We start from the raw sequence: 16,290 nt of genomic DNA, 5'->3' as shown, positions 1-16,290 counted from the left end.
CGCACACCTCGTCAAGCCTGATTGGGCGAACAAGTACGACTGGTTCGTGAACGGATGTCGCAAGGGTACGAACCCGGTTCTCAACGCGCTGCGGACTCTCGGGGTCTACGGCCACCGCGCCAGGGACAAGTTCCTGCCGGAGAACTATCTGGTCGCACCGGTGAAGGTCCGGCATGCGCTGTTGCAGGGGCTGCTGGACACCGATGGCACGCTCGATCACGCCAATGGTTCCAACGTGACCTTCCTGTCGGCGTCGCCACGGCTCGCTGATCAGGTGTCCTGGCTGGCGGAGTCACTGGGTGGCACAGGCAGAGTCCGCCCTGTCGAGAAGATGGGAAACACCTATCACCTGGTCAGCCTTCGTCTTCCCAACGAGTTCCCGCCGTTCCGGCTCACTCGAAAAGCGGAACTCGTCAAGGAGCGCATCAAGTACGAGAAGCCGGTGCGGGCGATTCGTGCGGTCGAGTTCGTCGGCCGTAAGCCCGTGCAGTGCATTTCTGTTGCACACCCTGATCAGCTCTACGTCACCGACCACTTCGTCGTCACTCACAACACGATGGTCGCGTTGCGAGCGATGCTCCAGACCGTCGACGCGGGCCGTCAGGCGGCGATGCTCGCGCCCACGGAAGTCCTTGCGGCACAACACGCTCGCTCGCTGACCGAGATGCTCGGCGACCTCGCCCAGGCGGGCCAGCTGGGCGGTGCGGAGGACGCGACCCGCGTGACGCTGCTGACGGGTTCGATGAACACGGCCCAGCGGCGTCAGGCGTTGCTCGACATCGTGACCGGCGAGGCGGGCATCGTCGTCGGCACGCACGCGATCATCCAGGAGAAGGTGGAGTTCCACTCCCTGGGCCTCGTCGTGGTCGACGAACAGCACCGCTTCGGCGTCGAGCAACGAGCCGCCCTCTCGGCGCGCGGCGAACGCGAGAACCCGCACGTGCTGGTCATGACCGCGACCCCGATCCCGCGCACGGTGGCCATGACGGTCTACGGCGACCTGGAGGTCTCGGCCCTGCGCGAGCTGCCAGGAGGCCGCTCGCCGATCAAGACCTCGGTCGTGCCCGTCCGCGAGAAGCCCGCCTGGCTCGACCGGGCGTTCGCCCGCGTGCGCGAGGAGGTGGCGAAGGGCCACCAGGCGTACTTCGTCTGCCCGCGCATCGGCGACGAGGAGCCGGCGAAGTCCGAGGACGAGGACAAGCGCCCGGCCCTGTCCGTGATCGACGTGGCGACCATGCTCGCGGCAGGCCCGTTGCGCGGCCTGCGAATCGAGATCCTGCACGGCCGCATGCCCCCGGACGAGAAGGACGCGGTGATGCGGGCCTTCTCGGCCAACGAGGTCCACGTCCTGGTGGCCACCACCGTCATCGAGGTGGGCGTCAACGTCCCGAACGCCACCGTCATGGCCATCATGGACGCGGACCGCTTCGGCGTCTCCCAGCTCCACCAGCTCCGCGGCCGAGTGGGCCGAGGCAGCGCGCCGGGCCTCTGCCTGCTCGTCACCGAGATGCCGGAGATGACCGCGACGATGGAGCGCCTCCGCGCCGTCGAGTCCACTCTGGACGGCTTCGAACTGGCCCAGCTCGACCTCGAACTGCGCCGCGAGGGCGACATCCTCGGCGCCGCCCAGTCAGGCCGCCGCTCGGGCCTGAAGATGCTGTCCCTGCTGCGCGACGAGGACATCATCGCGGACGCCCGCACGGCCGCGCAGCAGGTCGTGGACGCGGACCCGGACCTGGAGGAGCACCCCGGCCTCGCGGCGATGGTGGCGACGTTGCTGACGGAGGAGCGCGCCGAGTTCCTGGAGAAGACCTAGCCGGGCCTGCGCGCTTCGGGTTGGCGCCTGGGGTTGGTGGCGTGAGTGGGTGCGGTGGGCTTCGCGACTTGAGTGGGCAGGGCGGGCCCGAGGGCGCGCGGGGTGAGGTGACCTCGGAGGCGAGGCTGAGTGGCCGACGGCGCCCGGTGGTTGCCTGCTCAGCTGCTGCGTTGCCGGCTCACGGTTCTTGCCGGGTGACGCCGCTGTTCGCGCGCCGTGGCGGGCCGATCGGTTGGTTGGTCGACAGACGAGGGGGCCGACTGCGATAGCTGAGCGGGGAGTGGCTGGCCAAGGCGCCAGGCCACGCGAGCAGCGCCAGCGACGCGGCCCGCCAGCCCGCAGGTCTGCCGGCCCGCGCCCCACTGGCCCGCCACTCCACTGGTCTGCCAACCCGCAGGTCTGCAGGCCTGCGGCCCCACTGGCCCACCACTCCACTGGTCTGCCAACCCGCAGGTCTGCAGGCCTGCGGCCCCACTGGGCCGCCACCCCACCGGTTTGCCAAGCCGCCGGTCTGCCGAGCCGCCGGTCTGCTGGTCCACGGCCCGCCAACCACCGGTCTGCTGGTCCCCGACCCCATGCCCCCAGCCCGCCACCCCGCCGGCCCGCTCGCCGCCCCCGTCCACCGGCGCCGCAGCGGCCTGAGCACTTCCACGCCCATTTCGCCACCGGCGTCACCTGAACGTGTGCGCGTGCCAGCACCGTATCTGCCCAAACGTCTAGGTACGTTCCCACGCGTGCGTCGCCTGATCATCACCGCGCTGGTAGCCACCCTCACCGTTCTCACCACTCCGAGCCCAGCCCTGGCCGCCCAGGTCCTGCTCACCGGCGTGGAGTCCCGCCACCCGCACGCCATCCGGCTGGAGCACGGGACGCACCGCGGCTCGATCCTCGTCGCGCTGCACGGGTTTCACGTCGTCAACGTCCTGCGCGCCACCAGGGCCGGCAAGAAGTTCCGGCAGATCGGCACCTTCACCGACGAGGTGAGCGCCCACGCGACGTGCTGCGGTCACCTCTACGAGCTGCCGCGCCAGGTCGGCGAGATGCCTGCCGGGACGGTGCTGTGGGCGGGGTCGGTGGGGCTGCGGCACGAGGGGCTGAAGGCGCGGATCTGGCGCAGCGACAACGCCGGCGAGACGTGGCAGCACCTGTCCGAGTGCGCGCGGGCGATGCCTGGTGGCGGGCTCTGGGAGCCGGACCTGTCCGTTGATGCTCGGGGGCGGCTGAACTGCTACTTCGCCGACGAGACGCACGAGCAGCACAGCCAGTACATCGGGCGGTCGGTGTCGGCCGACGGCGTGCTCTGGTCGGGCAAGGAGAAGGTCGTCGCCCTGTCGGCGGGCTGGCTGCGGCCGGGGATGCCGCAGGTCAAGAGGCTGCCGACCGGCGATTTCTACATGATGTACGAGATCTGCTCGCAGCCGGACCAGTACTTCTGCGAGGCGTACCACCGAAGTTCGCCCGATGGCGTCAACTGGGGTGACCCGACGTGGCACGGCACCAGGCCGACGACGAAGGACGGCAGGTACTTCGCACACACGCCGTCGATCACTCTCGCGCCCAATGGCACATCACGGGGCCGTGTGATCCTCATGGGACAGATGTTGATGTCCGCCGACGGCAAGGTCGACCCCGGCAACGGCAGGACGGTCTTCGTCTCCGAGAACGGCGGCAGGGACGGCTGGTACGCGGTTCCCGCGCCGGTCGCGGTGCCGGGTGCGCGGGACGACAACTGCCCGAACTACCACCCCAGCGGGGTCGCGTCGCTCGACGGCGGCGAGCTCATCGGGTTCGCGAGCGACTTCGCGGCGAACGGCGGCTGCCACACGAGCTGGGCCACGAGCAGCCTGCCGCCGTTCCCCGGATAGAACTCAGTCCTTCTGCCTCGGTTTCGGCAGCTGCTCGGTCTTCTGCTCACCAGCAGGCGCCGCGGGTTCCTCGTCGCCGTTGCCCTCCTCCAGCGGCTTGAGCACCGACATCGCCGCCTCCACCGCTGCCTGCGCGGCGTGGAACTGCGTCGCGAGGTTGTCGTGCGCCGACCGCAGCGACGACTCCTTCTCGGCCGCGGCGGCCGCGCGCTGGTCCGCCTCGGCGACGGCCGCTGCCGTCTTCTCCTCGGCTTCGCGCACCAGCGCCGACGTGCGGGTCTCTGCGTCGCGGACGAGCGTGACGGCCTTCTCGTTGGCCTCGCGCACGGTGGTCTCAGCCTTGTCCTCGGACTCGCGCAGGGTCGTCGCCGCCTTCTCCTCCGCGGCACTGACCAGGGCGACGGCCTTCGCGGACGCGTCGGCGGTCGTCTTCTCGGCGCGAGCGATCGTCTCGGCCTCGAGCTCGGAGAGGACCTTCGCGGCCTCCTCCTGCTTGGCCTGGAGTTCGGCTTCGAGCTTCTGCAGCGCCGCGGTCCGCTTGGCCTCCGCGTCGGCGGTGATCCGCTCGGCCTCGGCCCGCGCGTCCGCCATCAGCTTCTGGTGCTCCGCGGTCAGCTTCGCCTTGAGGCCGTCGTACTCCTTGTCCAGCTCGTCGTGGTACGCCTTGTACTTCGCGTCCAGTTCGACGCGGTGGGCGTCCAGGTCGGCCGACTTCTTCTCGAACTCGGCGGCGAGCTGCGCCTGCAACGCCGCGTGCTCCGACTCCAGCTCCGACCTGCGGCCGGCGGTCTGCTGGTCGAGCTCGGCGTGGCGCTGCTGGTAGTTCATCTCGAGCTGCTTGCGGCGCGCCTCGGTCTCGGCGAGCAGGCGCTGGTGGGCCTCGCGCTGGCCGGCCGCCCACTTCTCGGCCTCACCCCGCGTCGCGGCGGCCTTGTCGAGGGCGTCCTTGCGGATGTCCGCGATCTCTTCCTCGGCCAGGCTCATCATCACGCGCACACGCTCGGTGACGTTCGACGCGCTGACGGGAGCGTTGGCGAGGTTCTGGAGCTGGATCTTGGTCTTGTCGAGGTCGGCGCGCATCGAGTTGAGGAGTTTGGTGAGCTCGCCCACCTGCGCGGCGGCCGCGTCACGGGAGCGGTTCGAGTTCTTGAGGTCGAACTCCAAGCGGGTGACTCGTTCGTTCACCTGTCGCTGGTTGTAACCACGAAGGACAACGTCGAAATGCGGTGTGCGGGCAGTAGGCTGCCCGGCTCCATCAGCCCCGGCCATATGGCTCACCCTACCGAGATAGTCGCGAAGATCGTCACTCGATCTGGTTAAACCCACTACCGGCCGCAGTCTGACCGGGTGGTGGGTATCCACTTTGCTCTCACCACGCGAGAATCCGTGTGAACAAGACCGATCAGGATGACACCCATCACGTGGGACGGTGCTCCCAACAGGCAAGAGTCGCACGGTAACGTGCCACGACTGATGACTGCCGAGTAACACCGGGAGGGCACGGATGTTCCGCAAGGTTCTTGTCGCCAACCGCGGCGAGATCGCGATTCGCGCGTTCCGCGCCGCCTACGAACTAGGCGCGGGAACGGTCGCCGTCTTCCCTCACGAGGACCGAAACTCGCTGCACCGGTTGAAGGCGGACGAGTCCTACGAGATCGGCGATCCCGGACATCCCGTCCGCGCCTACCTCTCCGTCGAGGAGATCATCAAGGCCGCCCGCAAGGCCGGTGCCGATGCGATCTACCCCGGGTACGGCTTCCTGTCCGAGAACCCGGAACTCGCCATGGCGTGCCGTGAGGCAGGTCTCACCTTCATCGGCCCTGTCGCCGAGGTGCTGGAGCTGACGGGCAACAAGGCGCGCGCCATCGCCGCCGCCCGCGAGGCCGGGCTGCCGGTGCTGGAGTCGAGCGAGCCGTCGTCCGACATCGACGAGCTGCTCGAAGCGTCGAAGACCATGCGCTTCCCCGTCTTCGTGAAGGCCGTCGCCGGTGGTGGTGGCCGCGGTATGCGCAAGGTCGACGACCCTGCCGCGCTGCGCGAGGCGCTGGAAGCGGCCTCACGAGAGGCGGAGTCGGCGTTCGGCGACCCGACCGTGTTCCTCGAACAGGCCGTGGTCGAACCGCGTCACATCGAGGTGCAGATCCTCGCCGACGGCCAGGGCAACGTGATCCACCTCTTCGAGCGCGACTGCTCCGTGCAGCGGCGCCACCAGAAGGTCATCGAGATCGCGCCCGCGCCGAACCTCGCGCCCGAGCTGCGCGACCGCATCTGCGCCGACGCGGTGAAGTTCGCGCGGCACATCGGCTACCGCAACGCCGGCACCGTGGAGTTCCTGCTCGACCCGCAGGGCCACTACGTCTTCATCGAGATGAACCCGCGCATCCAGGTCGAGCACACGGTCACGGAAGAGGTGACCGACGTCGACCTGGTGCAGTCGCAGATGCGCATCGCGTCCGGCGAGACGCTGGAGGACCTGGGCCTGTCCCAGGAGACCGTCCAGCTGCGCGGCGCGGCACTGCAGTGCCGCATCACCACGGAGGACCCCGCCAACGGGTTCCGCCCGGACACCGGCACGATCAGCGCCTACCGCTCGCCCGGTGGTTCCGGCATCCGCCTCGACGGCGGCACGGCGGGCGCCGGCATGGCCATCAGCCCGCACTTCGACTCGATGCTCGTGAAGCTCACCTGCCGCGGCCGCACCTTCGAACTCGCCGTCGCCCGTGCGCGCCGTGCGATCGCGGAGTTCCGCATCCGCGGTGTGTCCACGAACATCCCGTTCATCCAGGCCGTGCTGGACGACCCGGACTTCTACGAGGGCCGCGTCACCACGTCGTTCATCGAGAAGCGCCCGCACCTGCTGACGGCGCGCCACTCGGCCGACCGCGGCACGCGCCTGCTGACCTACCTCGCCGACGTCACGGTCAACCACCCGAACGGCACCCGCCCGACCGCGGTCGACCCGCGCGAGAAGCTGCCGGTCATCGACCTCAACGCGGAACCGCTCGCCGGGTCCAAGCAGAAGCTGGTCGAGCTCGGCCCCGAGGGCTTCGCGCGCTGGATGCGGGAGAGCAAGGCCGTCGGCGTCACGGACACGACGTTCCGCGACGCCCACCAGTCGCTGCTCGCGACCCGAGTGCGCACCAAGGACCTGCTCGCCGTCGCGCCGCACGTCGCGCGCATGACGCCGCAGCTGCTGTCCCTGGAGTGCTGGGGCGGCGCGACCTACGACGTGGCGCTGCGGTTCCTCGCGGAGGACCCGTGGGAGCGGCTCGCCGCGCTGCGCGAGGCCGTGCCGAACATCAACCTGCAGATGCTGCTGCGCGGCCGCAACACGGTCGGCTACACGCCGTACCCCGAGGCGGTCACCAAGGCGTTCGTGCAGGAGGCGACGAACACCGGCATCGACATCTTCCGGATCTTCGACGCGCTGAACGACGTCGAGCAGATGCGCCCGGCGATCGAGGCCGTGCGCGAGACCGGAACGGCGGTCGCCGAGGTCGCCCTGTGCTACACGAGCGACCTGTCCGACCCGGACGAGCGTCTGTACACACTGGACTACTACCTCAAGCTGGCGGAGCAGATCGTCGGCGCCGGCGCGCACGTGCTGTGCGTCAAGGACATGGCCGGCCTCCTGCGGGCTCCGGCCGCGTCGCGCCTGATCACCGCGCTGCGCAAGGAGTTCGACCTCCCGGTCCACCTCCACACGCACGACACCGCGGGTGGCCAGCTGGCGACGTACCTCGCGGCGATCCAGGCGGGCGTGGACGCGATCGACGGCGCGACCGCGTCGATGGCGGGCACGACGTCGCAGCCGCCGCTGTCGTCGATCGTCGCGCTGACCGACCACACCGAGCACTCCACCGGCCTCGACCTGCAGAACGTCTGCGACCTGGAGCCGTACTGGGAGTCGGTGCGCAAGATCTACGCGCCGTTCGAGTCCGGCATCCCCGGCCCGACCGGCCGCGTCTACCACCACGAGATCCCCGGTGGTCAGCTCTCGAATCTGCGCACGCAGGCCGTCGCCCTCGGCCTCGGTGAGAAGTTCGAGGAGATCGAGTCGATGTACGCGGCCGCCGACCGGATGCTCGGCCACCTCGTGAAGGTGACGCCGTCGTCCAAGGTCGTCGGCGACCTCGCGCTGCACCTCGTGGGCGCGGGCGTCTCGCCGAAGGACTTCGAGGCGGACCCCGGCAAGTTCGACATCCCGGCGTCGGTGATCGGCTTCTTGCACGGCGAACTGGGCGACCCGCCCGGTGGCTGGCCGGAGCCGTTCCGCAGCAAGGCGCTGGCCGGCCGTCCCGCGCCGAAGCCGGTCGAGGAGCTCTCCGCCGAGGACGAGGCGGGCCTCGTCGACGACCGGCGGGCGACCTTGAACAGGCTGCTGTTCCCCGGGCCCACCAAGGAGTTCCGCACGCACCGCGACGCCTACGGTGACACGTCGGTGTTGCGCTCCAAGGACTTCTTCTACGGCCTGCGTCCGGGCGAGGAGTACTCCGTCGACCTGGAGCCGGGTGTCCGGCTGCTGATCGGCCTGGAGGCGATCTCCGAGGCCGACGCGCGAGGCATCCGCACGGTCATGGCGACCCTGAACGGCCAGCTGCGCCCGATCCAGGTCCGCGACCGTTCGGTGGCCGCCGACATCCCGGCCGCCGAGAAGGCCGACCGCACGAACCCGAACCACGTGGCGGCACCGTTCGCCGGCGTGGTGACGGCCACGGTGGCCGAGGGCGACCAGGTCGACGCCGGCCAGACCGTCGCGACGATCGAGGCCATGAAGATGGAGGCCGCGATCACCGCCCCGAAGGCCGGTGTCGTCGGACGCCTGGCGTTGCGCGGCGCCCAGCAGGTCGAAGGCGGCGACCTCCTGATCGTCCTGGAGTAGTCAGTCCCGCAGCGGAGGGCCCGGTCTCGTCGAGGCCGGGCCCTTTCGCTGTGCGCTCCGCGTGGAACTCCACGACGATTCCCTGCGTTGCACCGGTCACGGGGACAGGGAAGAGGGAAGCGCATCATGAAGAAGGCGTTGGCCGGCCTGCTCGGCCTGGCAGGGGTGGCGTGGGCGCTGAAGGACGTGCCGAAGCAGTTGGGCGGCAAGCCGGATCCGGTCCACATGTCGCGTTCACCGCGTTACCGCGACGGCAAGTTCCACAACGACAAGGAAGTGCGCACGGTCCCGGACCGCGACTCCTTCTCCATCCGCGACCTCATCTTCGGCAGCGAGGACCGCAAGCCGTCCGTCGCGGTCCCTCTCGTGGGACCCTCCACGCCGGTGTCCGACGGCCTGCACATCACCTGGTATGGCCATGCTTCCGCGCTGATCGAGATCGACGGCGCCGCGGTGCTCATCGATCCTGTGTGGAGCGATCGGGTCTCACCCTCCGTGCGTGTCGGCCCCAAGCGGTTGCACCCGGTTCCTCACCAGTTGTCTGATTTGCCCTCTGTCAGTGCTGTGGTGATCTCGCACGACCACTACGACCACCTCGACATGCAGACCGTGCAGGCGTTGACGTCCAGCACTTCCGCTGTGTTCGTGGTGCCGTTGGGGCTTGGTGCTCACTTGGCTCGGTGGGACGTGCCCGCTTCACGGATCGTTGAGCTGGACTGGGACGAGTCGCACTCCGTGGACGGGTTCACCCTCACCTGTACTGCTGCGCAGCACTTCTCCGGGCGGTCTGTGCAGCGCAACGTGACTTTGTGGGCGTCTTGGGTGATCAAGCGCGGTGAGCGGTCGGTGTTCTACAGCGGGGACACCGGGTATTTCGAGGGGTACAAGGCCATCGGCGCCACGCACGGGCCGTTCGACGCGGTGCTGATGCAGGTCGGTGCGTACGACAACGCCTGGCCTGACATCCACATGACGCCGGAGGAAGGCGTTCGGGCGTTCGACGATCTCGGTGGCGGGCTGCTGATCCCGGTGCATTGGGCGACGTTCAACCTCGGGTTTCACCCTTGGGGGGAGCCCATTGACCGGATTTGGCAGGAGGCCAAGGCGAGTGGGGCGAAGCTCGCCGTGCCCAGGCCCGGGGAGCGGGTTGATGTTGATTCGCCGGGTGAGGTTGATGGGTGGTGGCAGGCGCTCGCCTGACGCGGTTGTTGTGGGTGGTCGCCTTGCGGGCGGCGACCTTGTGTTGCGTGCTTCCCTTGGGGCTCTGCCCCAGACCCCGGCAATCTGATCAGGGGCCCCCACCGTCCTTGCCGTTTGGCAAGGACGGCTCGCCTTCGGCTTCGCGTGTGATCAGGCCGCGCTTGCCTCGGCCTTGGTGCGTAGGCGGCGGATTGCCCGCAGGACCTCGTCGCGGTGCTTCGCCGACTTCAGCCATGCCGGAAGCTTCGCGAGGATCGTCATCCGCCGCACCGACGACGGGTGGGGGTCCTCGCGCAGTGTCGCGCCGACGTACGACTCCAGCAGGTCGAGATGCTGCGCGTTCAGCGCCCACAGCGTGTGTCCGGCGCATGGCGTCGTCAGCCAGAGGTCCGCGACGAAGCGTGAGGTCTCCCAACACCACACACGCTTATAAGGGCGGGCGTGCGCGCACGTGGTGCACACGAGGCGGTCAGAGGTCACCACGGCCCTGGACCCGCACGACGGGCACGTCACCATGACCGGGGTGGTGGCCAGGTCGCAGAGGCAGGCGCCCGAGTCGCGGTGGCGGGTCATGCGGACAGGATGCACCTGGGACGATGGGGTCGTGACACGAATTGTTGCCGGGACCGCGGGAGGTCGCAGGCTCAAGGTTCCGCCCAAGGGCACGCGGCCCACGTCCGAGCGGGTCCGGGAGGCGCTGTTCAGCTCCCTGGAGTCGTTGGTCGACCTCGACGGGGCGCAGGTGCTCGACCTGTATGCCGGGTCTGGGGCGCTTGGTTTTGAGGCGTTGAGTCGGGGAGCGGCGCACGCCACGTTCGTCGAGTCGGACAAAAGGGCCGCTGACGTGCTCAAAGGCAACGCCAAGGAGCTCGGGTTCGCTCACACGACGATCGTCAACCGCGCGGCCGAGGCGTTCGTGCTGGGCGAAGGGGAGAAGTTCGACGTCGTGTTCGCCGATCCGCCGTACGCGGTGGGGGACGACGAGCTCGCCAAGGTGCTTCGGGGGATCGTGCCGAGGCTCACTGCGGACGCCGTCTTGATCGTGGAACGTGCTTCGCGAAGTGGCGAACCAGCGTGGCCTGAAGAGGTGGAATCCTTGCGTGCCAAGCGTTATGGGGACACTGCCGTCTATTGGGCCCAGGTGCGTGCTGGTGGGTGACGAGAACCACGGACACGCCTGGAGGCGTCCGATCGGGTGCTAACGTCCGGCTCATGACGCGTGCCGTGTACCCCGGCTCCTACGACCCGGTAACCAACGGTCACCTGGACATCATCGGGAGAGCCGCGCACCTCTTCGAAGAGGTCGTCGTCGCTGTGCTCATCAACAAGAACAAGCGCACCTTGTTCGACGTCGAGGAGCGGCAGGAGATGCTGCGCGAGGTCACATCGCAGTGGGACAACGTGCGCGTGGACTCCTGGCACGGCCTGTTGGTCGACTACTGCCGCGAGAACAACATCAAGGCCATCGTGAAGGGCCTGCGCGCGGTCAGCGACTACGACTACGAGCTGCAGATGGCGCAGATGAACCACCAGCTCACCGGCGTCGACACGCTGTTCATGCAGGCCAGCCCGCAGTACTCCTACCTGGCGTCCTCGCTGGTCAAGGAGGTTGCGACGTACGGTGGCGACGTCTCGACGCTGCTGCCCGCGTCCATCGAGCAGCGCCTGCAGCAGCGCCTCGCCGAGACCCGCTAGTCCAGGACGAGCTTCATCCCCACGTGCGATGCGGTGAATCCGAGCCGCTCGTAGAACCGGTGCGCGTCCGCGCGTGACGCGTCCGTCGTCAGCTGCACCATGCCGCAACCACGTGCGCGCGCCTCGTCGATCGCCCACCTGACCAGGCGCTCGCCCAGGCCGTTGCCGCGCTGGTCGGAACGCACCCGCACGGCCTCCACGGTCGCGCGGGTCGTGCCCAGGCGCGACAGGCCCGCCGTGAACGTCAGCTGCAGCGTGCCCACGACCTCGCCGCCGGCGTCGGCCACGGCCAGGTGCTGGTGCGGGTCGGCGTCGATCACCTCGAACGCCTTCAGGTAGGCCGGATCGCCCGGCTTCTCCCGCTGCGCGCCGAGGGGGTCGTCGGCCAGCATTGCCACGATCGGGTGGACATCGGCGGCCACCGCCCGCCTGATTGTGATCTTCACGTTTCTCCCCGGCTGGATGTGGGCAAATCCTGACACGCCCTGCCGATCTCCCTCTCCCGAAGAGATCGGCAGGGCACACTTGTGGGTGGGAGTCACAGGGGTTAGGGAGTGAGACGTGTACCGGGTGTTCGAGGCACTCGACGAGCTCGTCACGATCGTCGAGGAAGCGCGCGGAGTTCCGATGACCTCGGGTTGCGTCGTGCCGCGCGGCGATGTGCTCGAACTGCTCGACGACGTGCGCGACGCGATCCCCGCGGAGCTCGACGACGCGCAGGACGTGCTGGACCACCGTGACGAGGTCGTCGGCAAGGCCAAGCACGAGGCCGAGGCCGGCGTGTCCAAGGCACGCGCCGACGCGGACCGCATGCTCGCCGAGGCGCAGGCCGAGGCCGAGGCGATGCTGTCCGACGCGCGCGCCCGTGCCGAGCGGATGATCGCCGAGGCGGAAGACCAGGCCGAACGGACCGTGGCCGCCGGCCGCCAGGAGTACGACGACCTGGTGGGTCGCTCGCACGCCGAGGCCGAGCGCATGATCCAGGCGGGCCGCGCCAACTACGAGCGCGCCACCGAGGACGGCCGCGCCGAGCAGGCCAGGCTCATCAACGAGCAGGAGGTCGTCCGGGCTGCGCACGCCGAGGCGGCGCGCCTGCTCGACGCCGCCCAGAACGAGTCCATCCGGCTGCGGTCGGAGTGCGACGCGTACGTGGACGGCAAGCTCGCGGACTTCGAGGACCTCCTCGCGCACACGCTCAGGTCGGTCGGCAAGGGCCGTTCGCACCTGCGCGGGCCGGCCGTCGCGGGTGCCGCGGCGCCGTTCGACTACGGTTCCTGACGAACCAGCCCGGTCCGGGGTCGACTGAACGTGTGATTCACACTACGTCGGACAGGTGCGACCACCTGCGGATTTCACGCGCGGGGGCGTCGTCCCGTACCCTGGACCGGCTGGACGTGGTAGGTCCCCGCCGGCAAAACCCGAAATCATGACTGAGCATCGTCACGCGTCCACGCGTCCCACAGCATCCGGTCCCTGGGTCATCGACACCAGGGACATCGGCCGTCGCGCCGGACTGAGCCGACCCCTCGTGAGGTCGGTTCCCGGCGAAGGTGTGGGGCTGCTCGGGGTGATCGCGGTGCCCGAGGGCGGGGAAGTTGAGCTGGACCTCCTGATCGAATCGGTCGTGGAGGGCCTGCTCGTGTCGGGGACAGCGTTCGCCAAGGTCGAGGGTGAGTGCTCGAGGTGCCTCGAGCCGCTCACCGATGAGGTTGAAGTCCGGATCACGGAGCTCTACGCGTGGCCGGACAGCACCACGGACGAGACCACTGATGAAGACGAGGTCAGCCGGATCGTCAACGATCTGATCGACCTCGAGCCTGTGGTGCGGGACGCCATCGTTCTCGCGCTGCCGCAGGCACCGCTCTGCGAGCCGGACTGCAAGGGGCTTTGCTCCGAGTGTGGTGGCAGGTGGGCGGAGCTCGGGCCCGACCACGGGCATGAGACGATTGACCCTCGTTGGGCCGCGTTGCAAGAGCGGTTCAGCGATGACAACTCGGAGGAGAAGTAGTCGTGGCCGTCCCGAAGCGGAAGATGTCGCGTTCGAACACCCGTGCGCGCCGTTCCCAGTGGAAGACGTCTGCCGTGCACCTGGTGGCGTGCTCCAACAAGGCTTGCCGCCAGCCGAAGCCGCAGCACGTCGCCTGCCCGGCCTGTGGTCAGTACGCTGGCCGCCAGGTCGCTCAGCCGGCCTGATCTCCTCGGCGACGTAGTGGGGGGAAAGCCGCCGCGCGCACCGCAAGCGGACCGCGCGGACCTGCTCGAAGCGCTCGGCGTCCACCTGGACGCCGAGCTGCTCGTGCTGTCGCTCACCCACCGGTCTTACGCGTACGAGAACGGCGGCTTGCCGCCGAACGAGCGTCTCGAGTTCTTGGGAGACGCGGTGTTGGGGCTGGTCGTCACCGACCACCTCTACCGCACCCATCCCGACCTTCCCGAAGGTCAGCTCGCGAAGCTCCGTGCCAGCGTGGTCAACATGCACGCACTGGCCGGCGTGGCGCGTGATCTCGGTGACGGTGGGCTCGGTGCACACCTGTTGCTCGGTCGTGGCGAGGAGCTGACCGGCGGCAGGGACAAGGCAAGCATTCTCGCTGACGGCCTCGAAGCCGTCATCGGTGCGGTGTACCTGCAGTTCGGTATCGATACCGCACGAACGTTCGTTCACCGGCTGTTCGATCCGCTCTTGGCCAAAGCTCCGCTTTTGGGTGCTGGACTGGACTGGAAGACAAGCCTGCAGGAGCTCACCGCTCAAGCCAGCCTCGGCGTCCCGGAGTACCGCGTGGACGACCAGGGGCCGGACCACCGCAAGGAGTTCACCGCAACGGTGCTCGTCGGTGGCCAGCCTTACGGCAAGGGTGATGGGCGCACCAAGAAGGAAGCCGAGCAGAAAGCCGCCGAAGCGGCTTATCATGTTCTGTCGGAACGGGCCAAGGCCGAGCAGGAGTCGGCCAAGGCCAAGAACGGACAGAATGGCGCCTCGGTGACGCCAGGGATCTCCCCAACCGAGGAAGACTGAGACCGCAATGTATGCGACCAGGAACCGCACGAACCGCCGCACGCGCACCGCTCGCGGCCCGGTGAACACCTCCCGCAGCGGAGGAATCCAGGGACTTGTGCTGGTCAGGGACACGAGCCGCGCGGGGGTATGGGTGCTCAAGCCCACCAAGCCGCAGGCCGCCGTGATCGACGCACAGCCCGTCGACGAGGGCAAGTCCGAAGCCTGACGTGCCCGAGCTCCCAGAGGTCGAGGTAGTACGCCTCGGCCTTGAAGCCCACGTCGCCGGCCGGGTCATCTCCTCGGTAGAGGTGTTGCACCCACGCGCCATCCGCCGGCACGACATGGGCTCCGCGGACTTCTGCGCGCGCCTGGCAGGCCAGCCAATGGCCGCTGCCAGGCGCCGCGGCAAGTACCTCTGGGTGGAACTGGCTGACAAGGCCGCCATGCTCGCTCACCTGGGCATGAGCGGCCAAATGCTCGTCCAGCCCTCGTCGGCCCCCGACGAGAAGCATCTGCGCGTCCGTTTTCAGTTCGACGACGGCGGACCAGAGCTTCGTTTCGTCGACCAACGCACCTTCGGCGGCCTCGCGCTGGCCGAGCTGGTCGAGGTCGACGGCACCCTGGTTCCCGACTCGGTCGCGCACATCGCTCGCGACCCCATGGACCCTTTGTTCTCCCGTGATGCTGCCGTGCGCGCGTTGCGCCTGCGTCACACGGAGATCAAGCGTGCCCTGCTGGACCAGACCCTCGTGTCCGGCATCGGCAACATCTACGCCGACGAGGCCCTGTGGCGCGCGAAGCTGCACGGCACCCGCATGACGGACAAGCTCACGAAACCCAAGGCCGCCGAGCTGCTGGACCACGCCACCGACGTGATGCGTGAAGCGCTCGGGCAGGGCGGGACGTCGTTCGACGCTCTCTACGTCAACGTCAACGGGCAGTCCGGGTACTTCGACAGATCGCTGAGCGCGTACGGCCAGGAGAACAGGCCGTGCAAGCGGTGCGGTGCCGCGATCGTGCGTGAGCCGTTCATGAACAGGTCCTCGTACTCCTGCCCGCGTTGCCAGCCGCGCCCCAGGTTCTGACCGCACCGCGCGAGCGTTAGGCCGTCCTGTGCACGATGCGCTGCATTTTGCTGCGCGCGCAGGGATTTCAGGCCACGGTGGAGAACCGATGAGCGGAGGCCACCGCATGAAGATCGCCATCGCCCTTCTCACCGTCGTCCTCGCCGGTTGCACCGGTGGTGAACCGGGCGGTCCCACCGGTGCGCGAGCAACGACCACCGCCACCTCCGCGTCCTCTGCACAGAACGGGCAGAAGATGCCGAAGGTCGTGGAGATGCGGCTCGCCGAGGCGCGGGAGTTGCTGGAGCAGCAGGGATACCGAGTGGCGGAGGAGGATGAGACGGGCCGGCGCCGGGAGATCCTGGAGCCGATGAACTGGGTGGTCGTCTCCCAGTCGCCCGAGGCGGAGGCGGACGCGCCGAGCGGGACGCAGGTGTTGCTGAAGGTGCGCAAGCCGACCGACTCCTCCGCCGGGCAGGACCCTCCGGCCAAGGGGGTCGTGCCGAACGTGGTGTGCCTCGACCTGCAGAAGGCGCAGGACACCTTGCAGGCGGCGGGTTTCCCCCTGCTCGGCTCCGAGGACGCGACCGGGCAGGGCAGGCAGCAGTTGGCCGACCGGAACTGGGTCGTGGTGAGCCAGTCGGCGCCGGCGGGCAGCAGGCCCGACGTCAAGGTCAAGATCACGCTGGGCGCGGTGAAGTTCGGCGAGCCGACCGGTGGGTCCGGCTGCAAGAGCTGATTTCTGCCTGACAGCGGCCTCCCAGGTTCTGGCC

At 68.8% G+C, this 16,290-nt stretch carries 15 protein-coding genes and 1 pseudogene; 13 read left to right on the top strand and 3 right to left on the bottom strand.

Annotation, left to right across the window (positions count from 1 at the left end; genetic code table 11):
- Positions 1-154: 154 nt before the first annotated feature.
- Both SK571_RS03275 and SK571_RS03270 read left to right on the top strand, forming a co-directional pair.
- Positions 155-1,816: pseudogene (locus SK571_RS03275) on the top strand (helicase-related protein); the annotation flags it as partial.
- A 734-nt stretch (positions 1,817-2,550) separates the two neighbouring features.
- Complete coding sequence (locus tag SK571_RS03270) at positions 2,551-3,681, top strand: exo-alpha-sialidase (protein WP_319982491.1); 1,131 nt, start codon at positions 2,551-2,553, stop codon at positions 3,679-3,681.
- 3 nt (positions 3,682-3,684) lie between these two features.
- Here the strand turns inward: SK571_RS03270 and SK571_RS03265 are convergent, their stop codons facing one another.
- Positions 3,685-4,866: a coiled-coil domain-containing protein gene (locus tag SK571_RS03265; RefSeq protein WP_319982490.1), complete on the bottom strand. Its 1,182-nt coding sequence runs from the start codon at positions 4,864-4,866 to the stop codon at positions 3,685-3,687.
- Between the two features lie 319 nt (positions 4,867-5,185).
- On the opposite strand from SK571_RS03265, the gene SK571_RS03260 reads away from it, so the two are divergent.
- Together SK571_RS03260 and SK571_RS03255 are read left to right on the top strand one after the other, a co-directional pair.
- Positions 5,186-8,563 (top strand): pyruvate carboxylase, encoded by a 3,378-nt coding sequence (locus SK571_RS03260; RefSeq protein ID WP_319982489.1) that lies wholly within the window; start codon positions 5,186-5,188, stop codon positions 8,561-8,563.
- 126 nt (positions 8,564-8,689) lie between these two features.
- Positions 8,690-9,763, top strand: a complete 1,074-nt coding sequence (locus SK571_RS03255; RefSeq protein ID WP_319982488.1) for an MBL fold metallo-hydrolase — start codon at positions 8,690-8,692, stop codon at positions 9,761-9,763.
- Positions 9,764-9,913: 150 nt separating this feature from the next.
- Here the strand turns inward: SK571_RS03255 and SK571_RS03250 are convergent, their stop codons facing one another.
- Positions 9,914-10,336: a TFIIB-type zinc ribbon-containing protein gene (locus SK571_RS03250; RefSeq protein ID WP_319982487.1), complete on the bottom strand. Its 423-nt coding sequence runs from the start codon at positions 10,334-10,336 to the stop codon at positions 9,914-9,916.
- 31 nt (positions 10,337-10,367) lie between these two features.
- Between SK571_RS03250 and rsmD the strand changes: the two genes are divergently transcribed.
- Positions 10,368-10,922 (top strand): 16S rRNA (guanine(966)-N(2))-methyltransferase RsmD, encoded by a 555-nt coding sequence (gene rsmD / locus SK571_RS03245; protein ID WP_319982486.1) that lies wholly within the window; start codon positions 10,368-10,370, stop codon positions 10,920-10,922.
- 53 nt (positions 10,923-10,975) lie between these two features.
- Positions 10,976-11,458, top strand: a complete 483-nt coding sequence (gene coaD / locus SK571_RS03240) for a pantetheine-phosphate adenylyltransferase (RefSeq protein ID WP_090066444.1) — start codon at positions 10,976-10,978, stop codon at positions 11,456-11,458.
- Here coaD and SK571_RS03235 read toward each other — a convergent pair.
- A complete protein-coding gene (locus SK571_RS03235; RefSeq protein ID WP_319982563.1) occupies positions 11,455-11,898 on the bottom strand; it encodes a GNAT family N-acetyltransferase in 444 nt (147 codons plus the stop codon). The genes coaD and SK571_RS03235 overlap by 4 nt on opposite strands.
- A gap of 121 nt (positions 11,899-12,019) precedes the next feature.
- Between SK571_RS03235 and SK571_RS03230 the strand changes: the two genes are divergently transcribed.
- The 7 genes from SK571_RS03230 (at position 12,020) to SK571_RS03200 (ending at position 16,256) form a co-directional block, all read left to right on the top strand.
- Positions 12,020-12,736 (top strand): DivIVA domain-containing protein, encoded by a 717-nt coding sequence (locus SK571_RS03230; protein ID WP_319982485.1) that lies wholly within the window; start codon positions 12,020-12,022, stop codon positions 12,734-12,736.
- A 148-nt stretch (positions 12,737-12,884) separates the two neighbouring features.
- Complete coding sequence (locus SK571_RS03225; RefSeq protein ID WP_319982484.1) at positions 12,885-13,466, top strand: YceD family protein; 582 nt, start codon at positions 12,885-12,887, stop codon at positions 13,464-13,466.
- A 2-nt stretch (positions 13,467-13,468) separates the two neighbouring features.
- Entirely contained in the window at positions 13,469-13,651 is a 183-nt protein-coding gene (gene rpmF / locus SK571_RS03220) for a 50S ribosomal protein L32 (protein WP_030467958.1), read from the top strand.
- 16 nt (positions 13,652-13,667) lie between these two features.
- Positions 13,668-14,471: a ribonuclease III gene (rnc, locus tag SK571_RS03215; RefSeq protein WP_319982562.1), complete on the top strand. Its 804-nt coding sequence runs from the start codon at positions 13,668-13,670 to the stop codon at positions 14,469-14,471.
- 7 nt (positions 14,472-14,478) lie between these two features.
- Complete coding sequence (locus tag SK571_RS03210) at positions 14,479-14,679, top strand: hypothetical protein (RefSeq protein ID WP_030479711.1); 201 nt, start codon at positions 14,479-14,481, stop codon at positions 14,677-14,679.
- Position 14,680: 1 nt separating this feature from the next.
- A complete protein-coding gene (gene mutM / locus SK571_RS03205) occupies positions 14,681-15,538 on the top strand; it encodes a bifunctional DNA-formamidopyrimidine glycosylase/DNA-(apurinic or apyrimidinic site) lyase (protein ID WP_319982483.1) in 858 nt (285 codons plus the stop codon).
- An 88-nt stretch (positions 15,539-15,626) separates the two neighbouring features.
- Positions 15,627-16,256 (top strand): PASTA domain-containing protein, encoded by a 630-nt coding sequence (locus SK571_RS03200; RefSeq protein ID WP_319982482.1) that lies wholly within the window; start codon positions 15,627-15,629, stop codon positions 16,254-16,256.
- Positions 16,257-16,290 lie beyond the last annotated feature (34 nt).

The sequence above is a fragment of the Lentzea kristufekii genome, assembly GCF_033949925.1.
Lineage (GTDB): Bacteria > Actinomycetota > Actinomycetes > Mycobacteriales > Pseudonocardiaceae > Lentzea > Lentzea kristufekii.
Note: the sequence above shows the minus strand (reverse complement) of the source record. Positions and strands in the feature narration are given on the sequence as shown.

Excerpts from the sequence above, each read along its gene's own strand:
- SK571_RS03260 (WP_319982489.1), top strand. The coding sequence starts at position 5,186 with ATGTTCCGCAAGGTTCTTGTCGCCAACCGCGGCGAGATCGCGATTCGC.
- coaD (WP_090066444.1), top strand. The coding sequence starts at position 10,976 with ATGACGCGTGCCGTGTACCCCGGCTCCTACGACCCGGTAACCAACGGT.
- SK571_RS03255 (WP_319982488.1), top strand. The coding sequence starts at position 8,690 with ATGAAGAAGGCGTTGGCCGGCCTGCTCGGCCTGGCAGGGGTGGCGTGG.
- SK571_RS03200 (WP_319982482.1), top strand. The coding sequence starts at position 15,627 with ATGAGCGGAGGCCACCGCATGAAGATCGCCATCGCCCTTCTCACCGTC.
- SK571_RS03225 (WP_319982484.1), top strand. The coding sequence starts at position 12,885 with ATGACTGAGCATCGTCACGCGTCCACGCGTCCCACAGCATCCGGTCCC.
- SK571_RS03250 (WP_319982487.1), bottom strand. The coding sequence starts at position 10,336 with ATGACCCGCCACCGCGACTCGGGCGCCTGCCTCTGCGACCTGGCCACC.
- SK571_RS03210 (WP_030479711.1), top strand. The coding sequence starts at position 14,479 with ATGTATGCGACCAGGAACCGCACGAACCGCCGCACGCGCACCGCTCGC.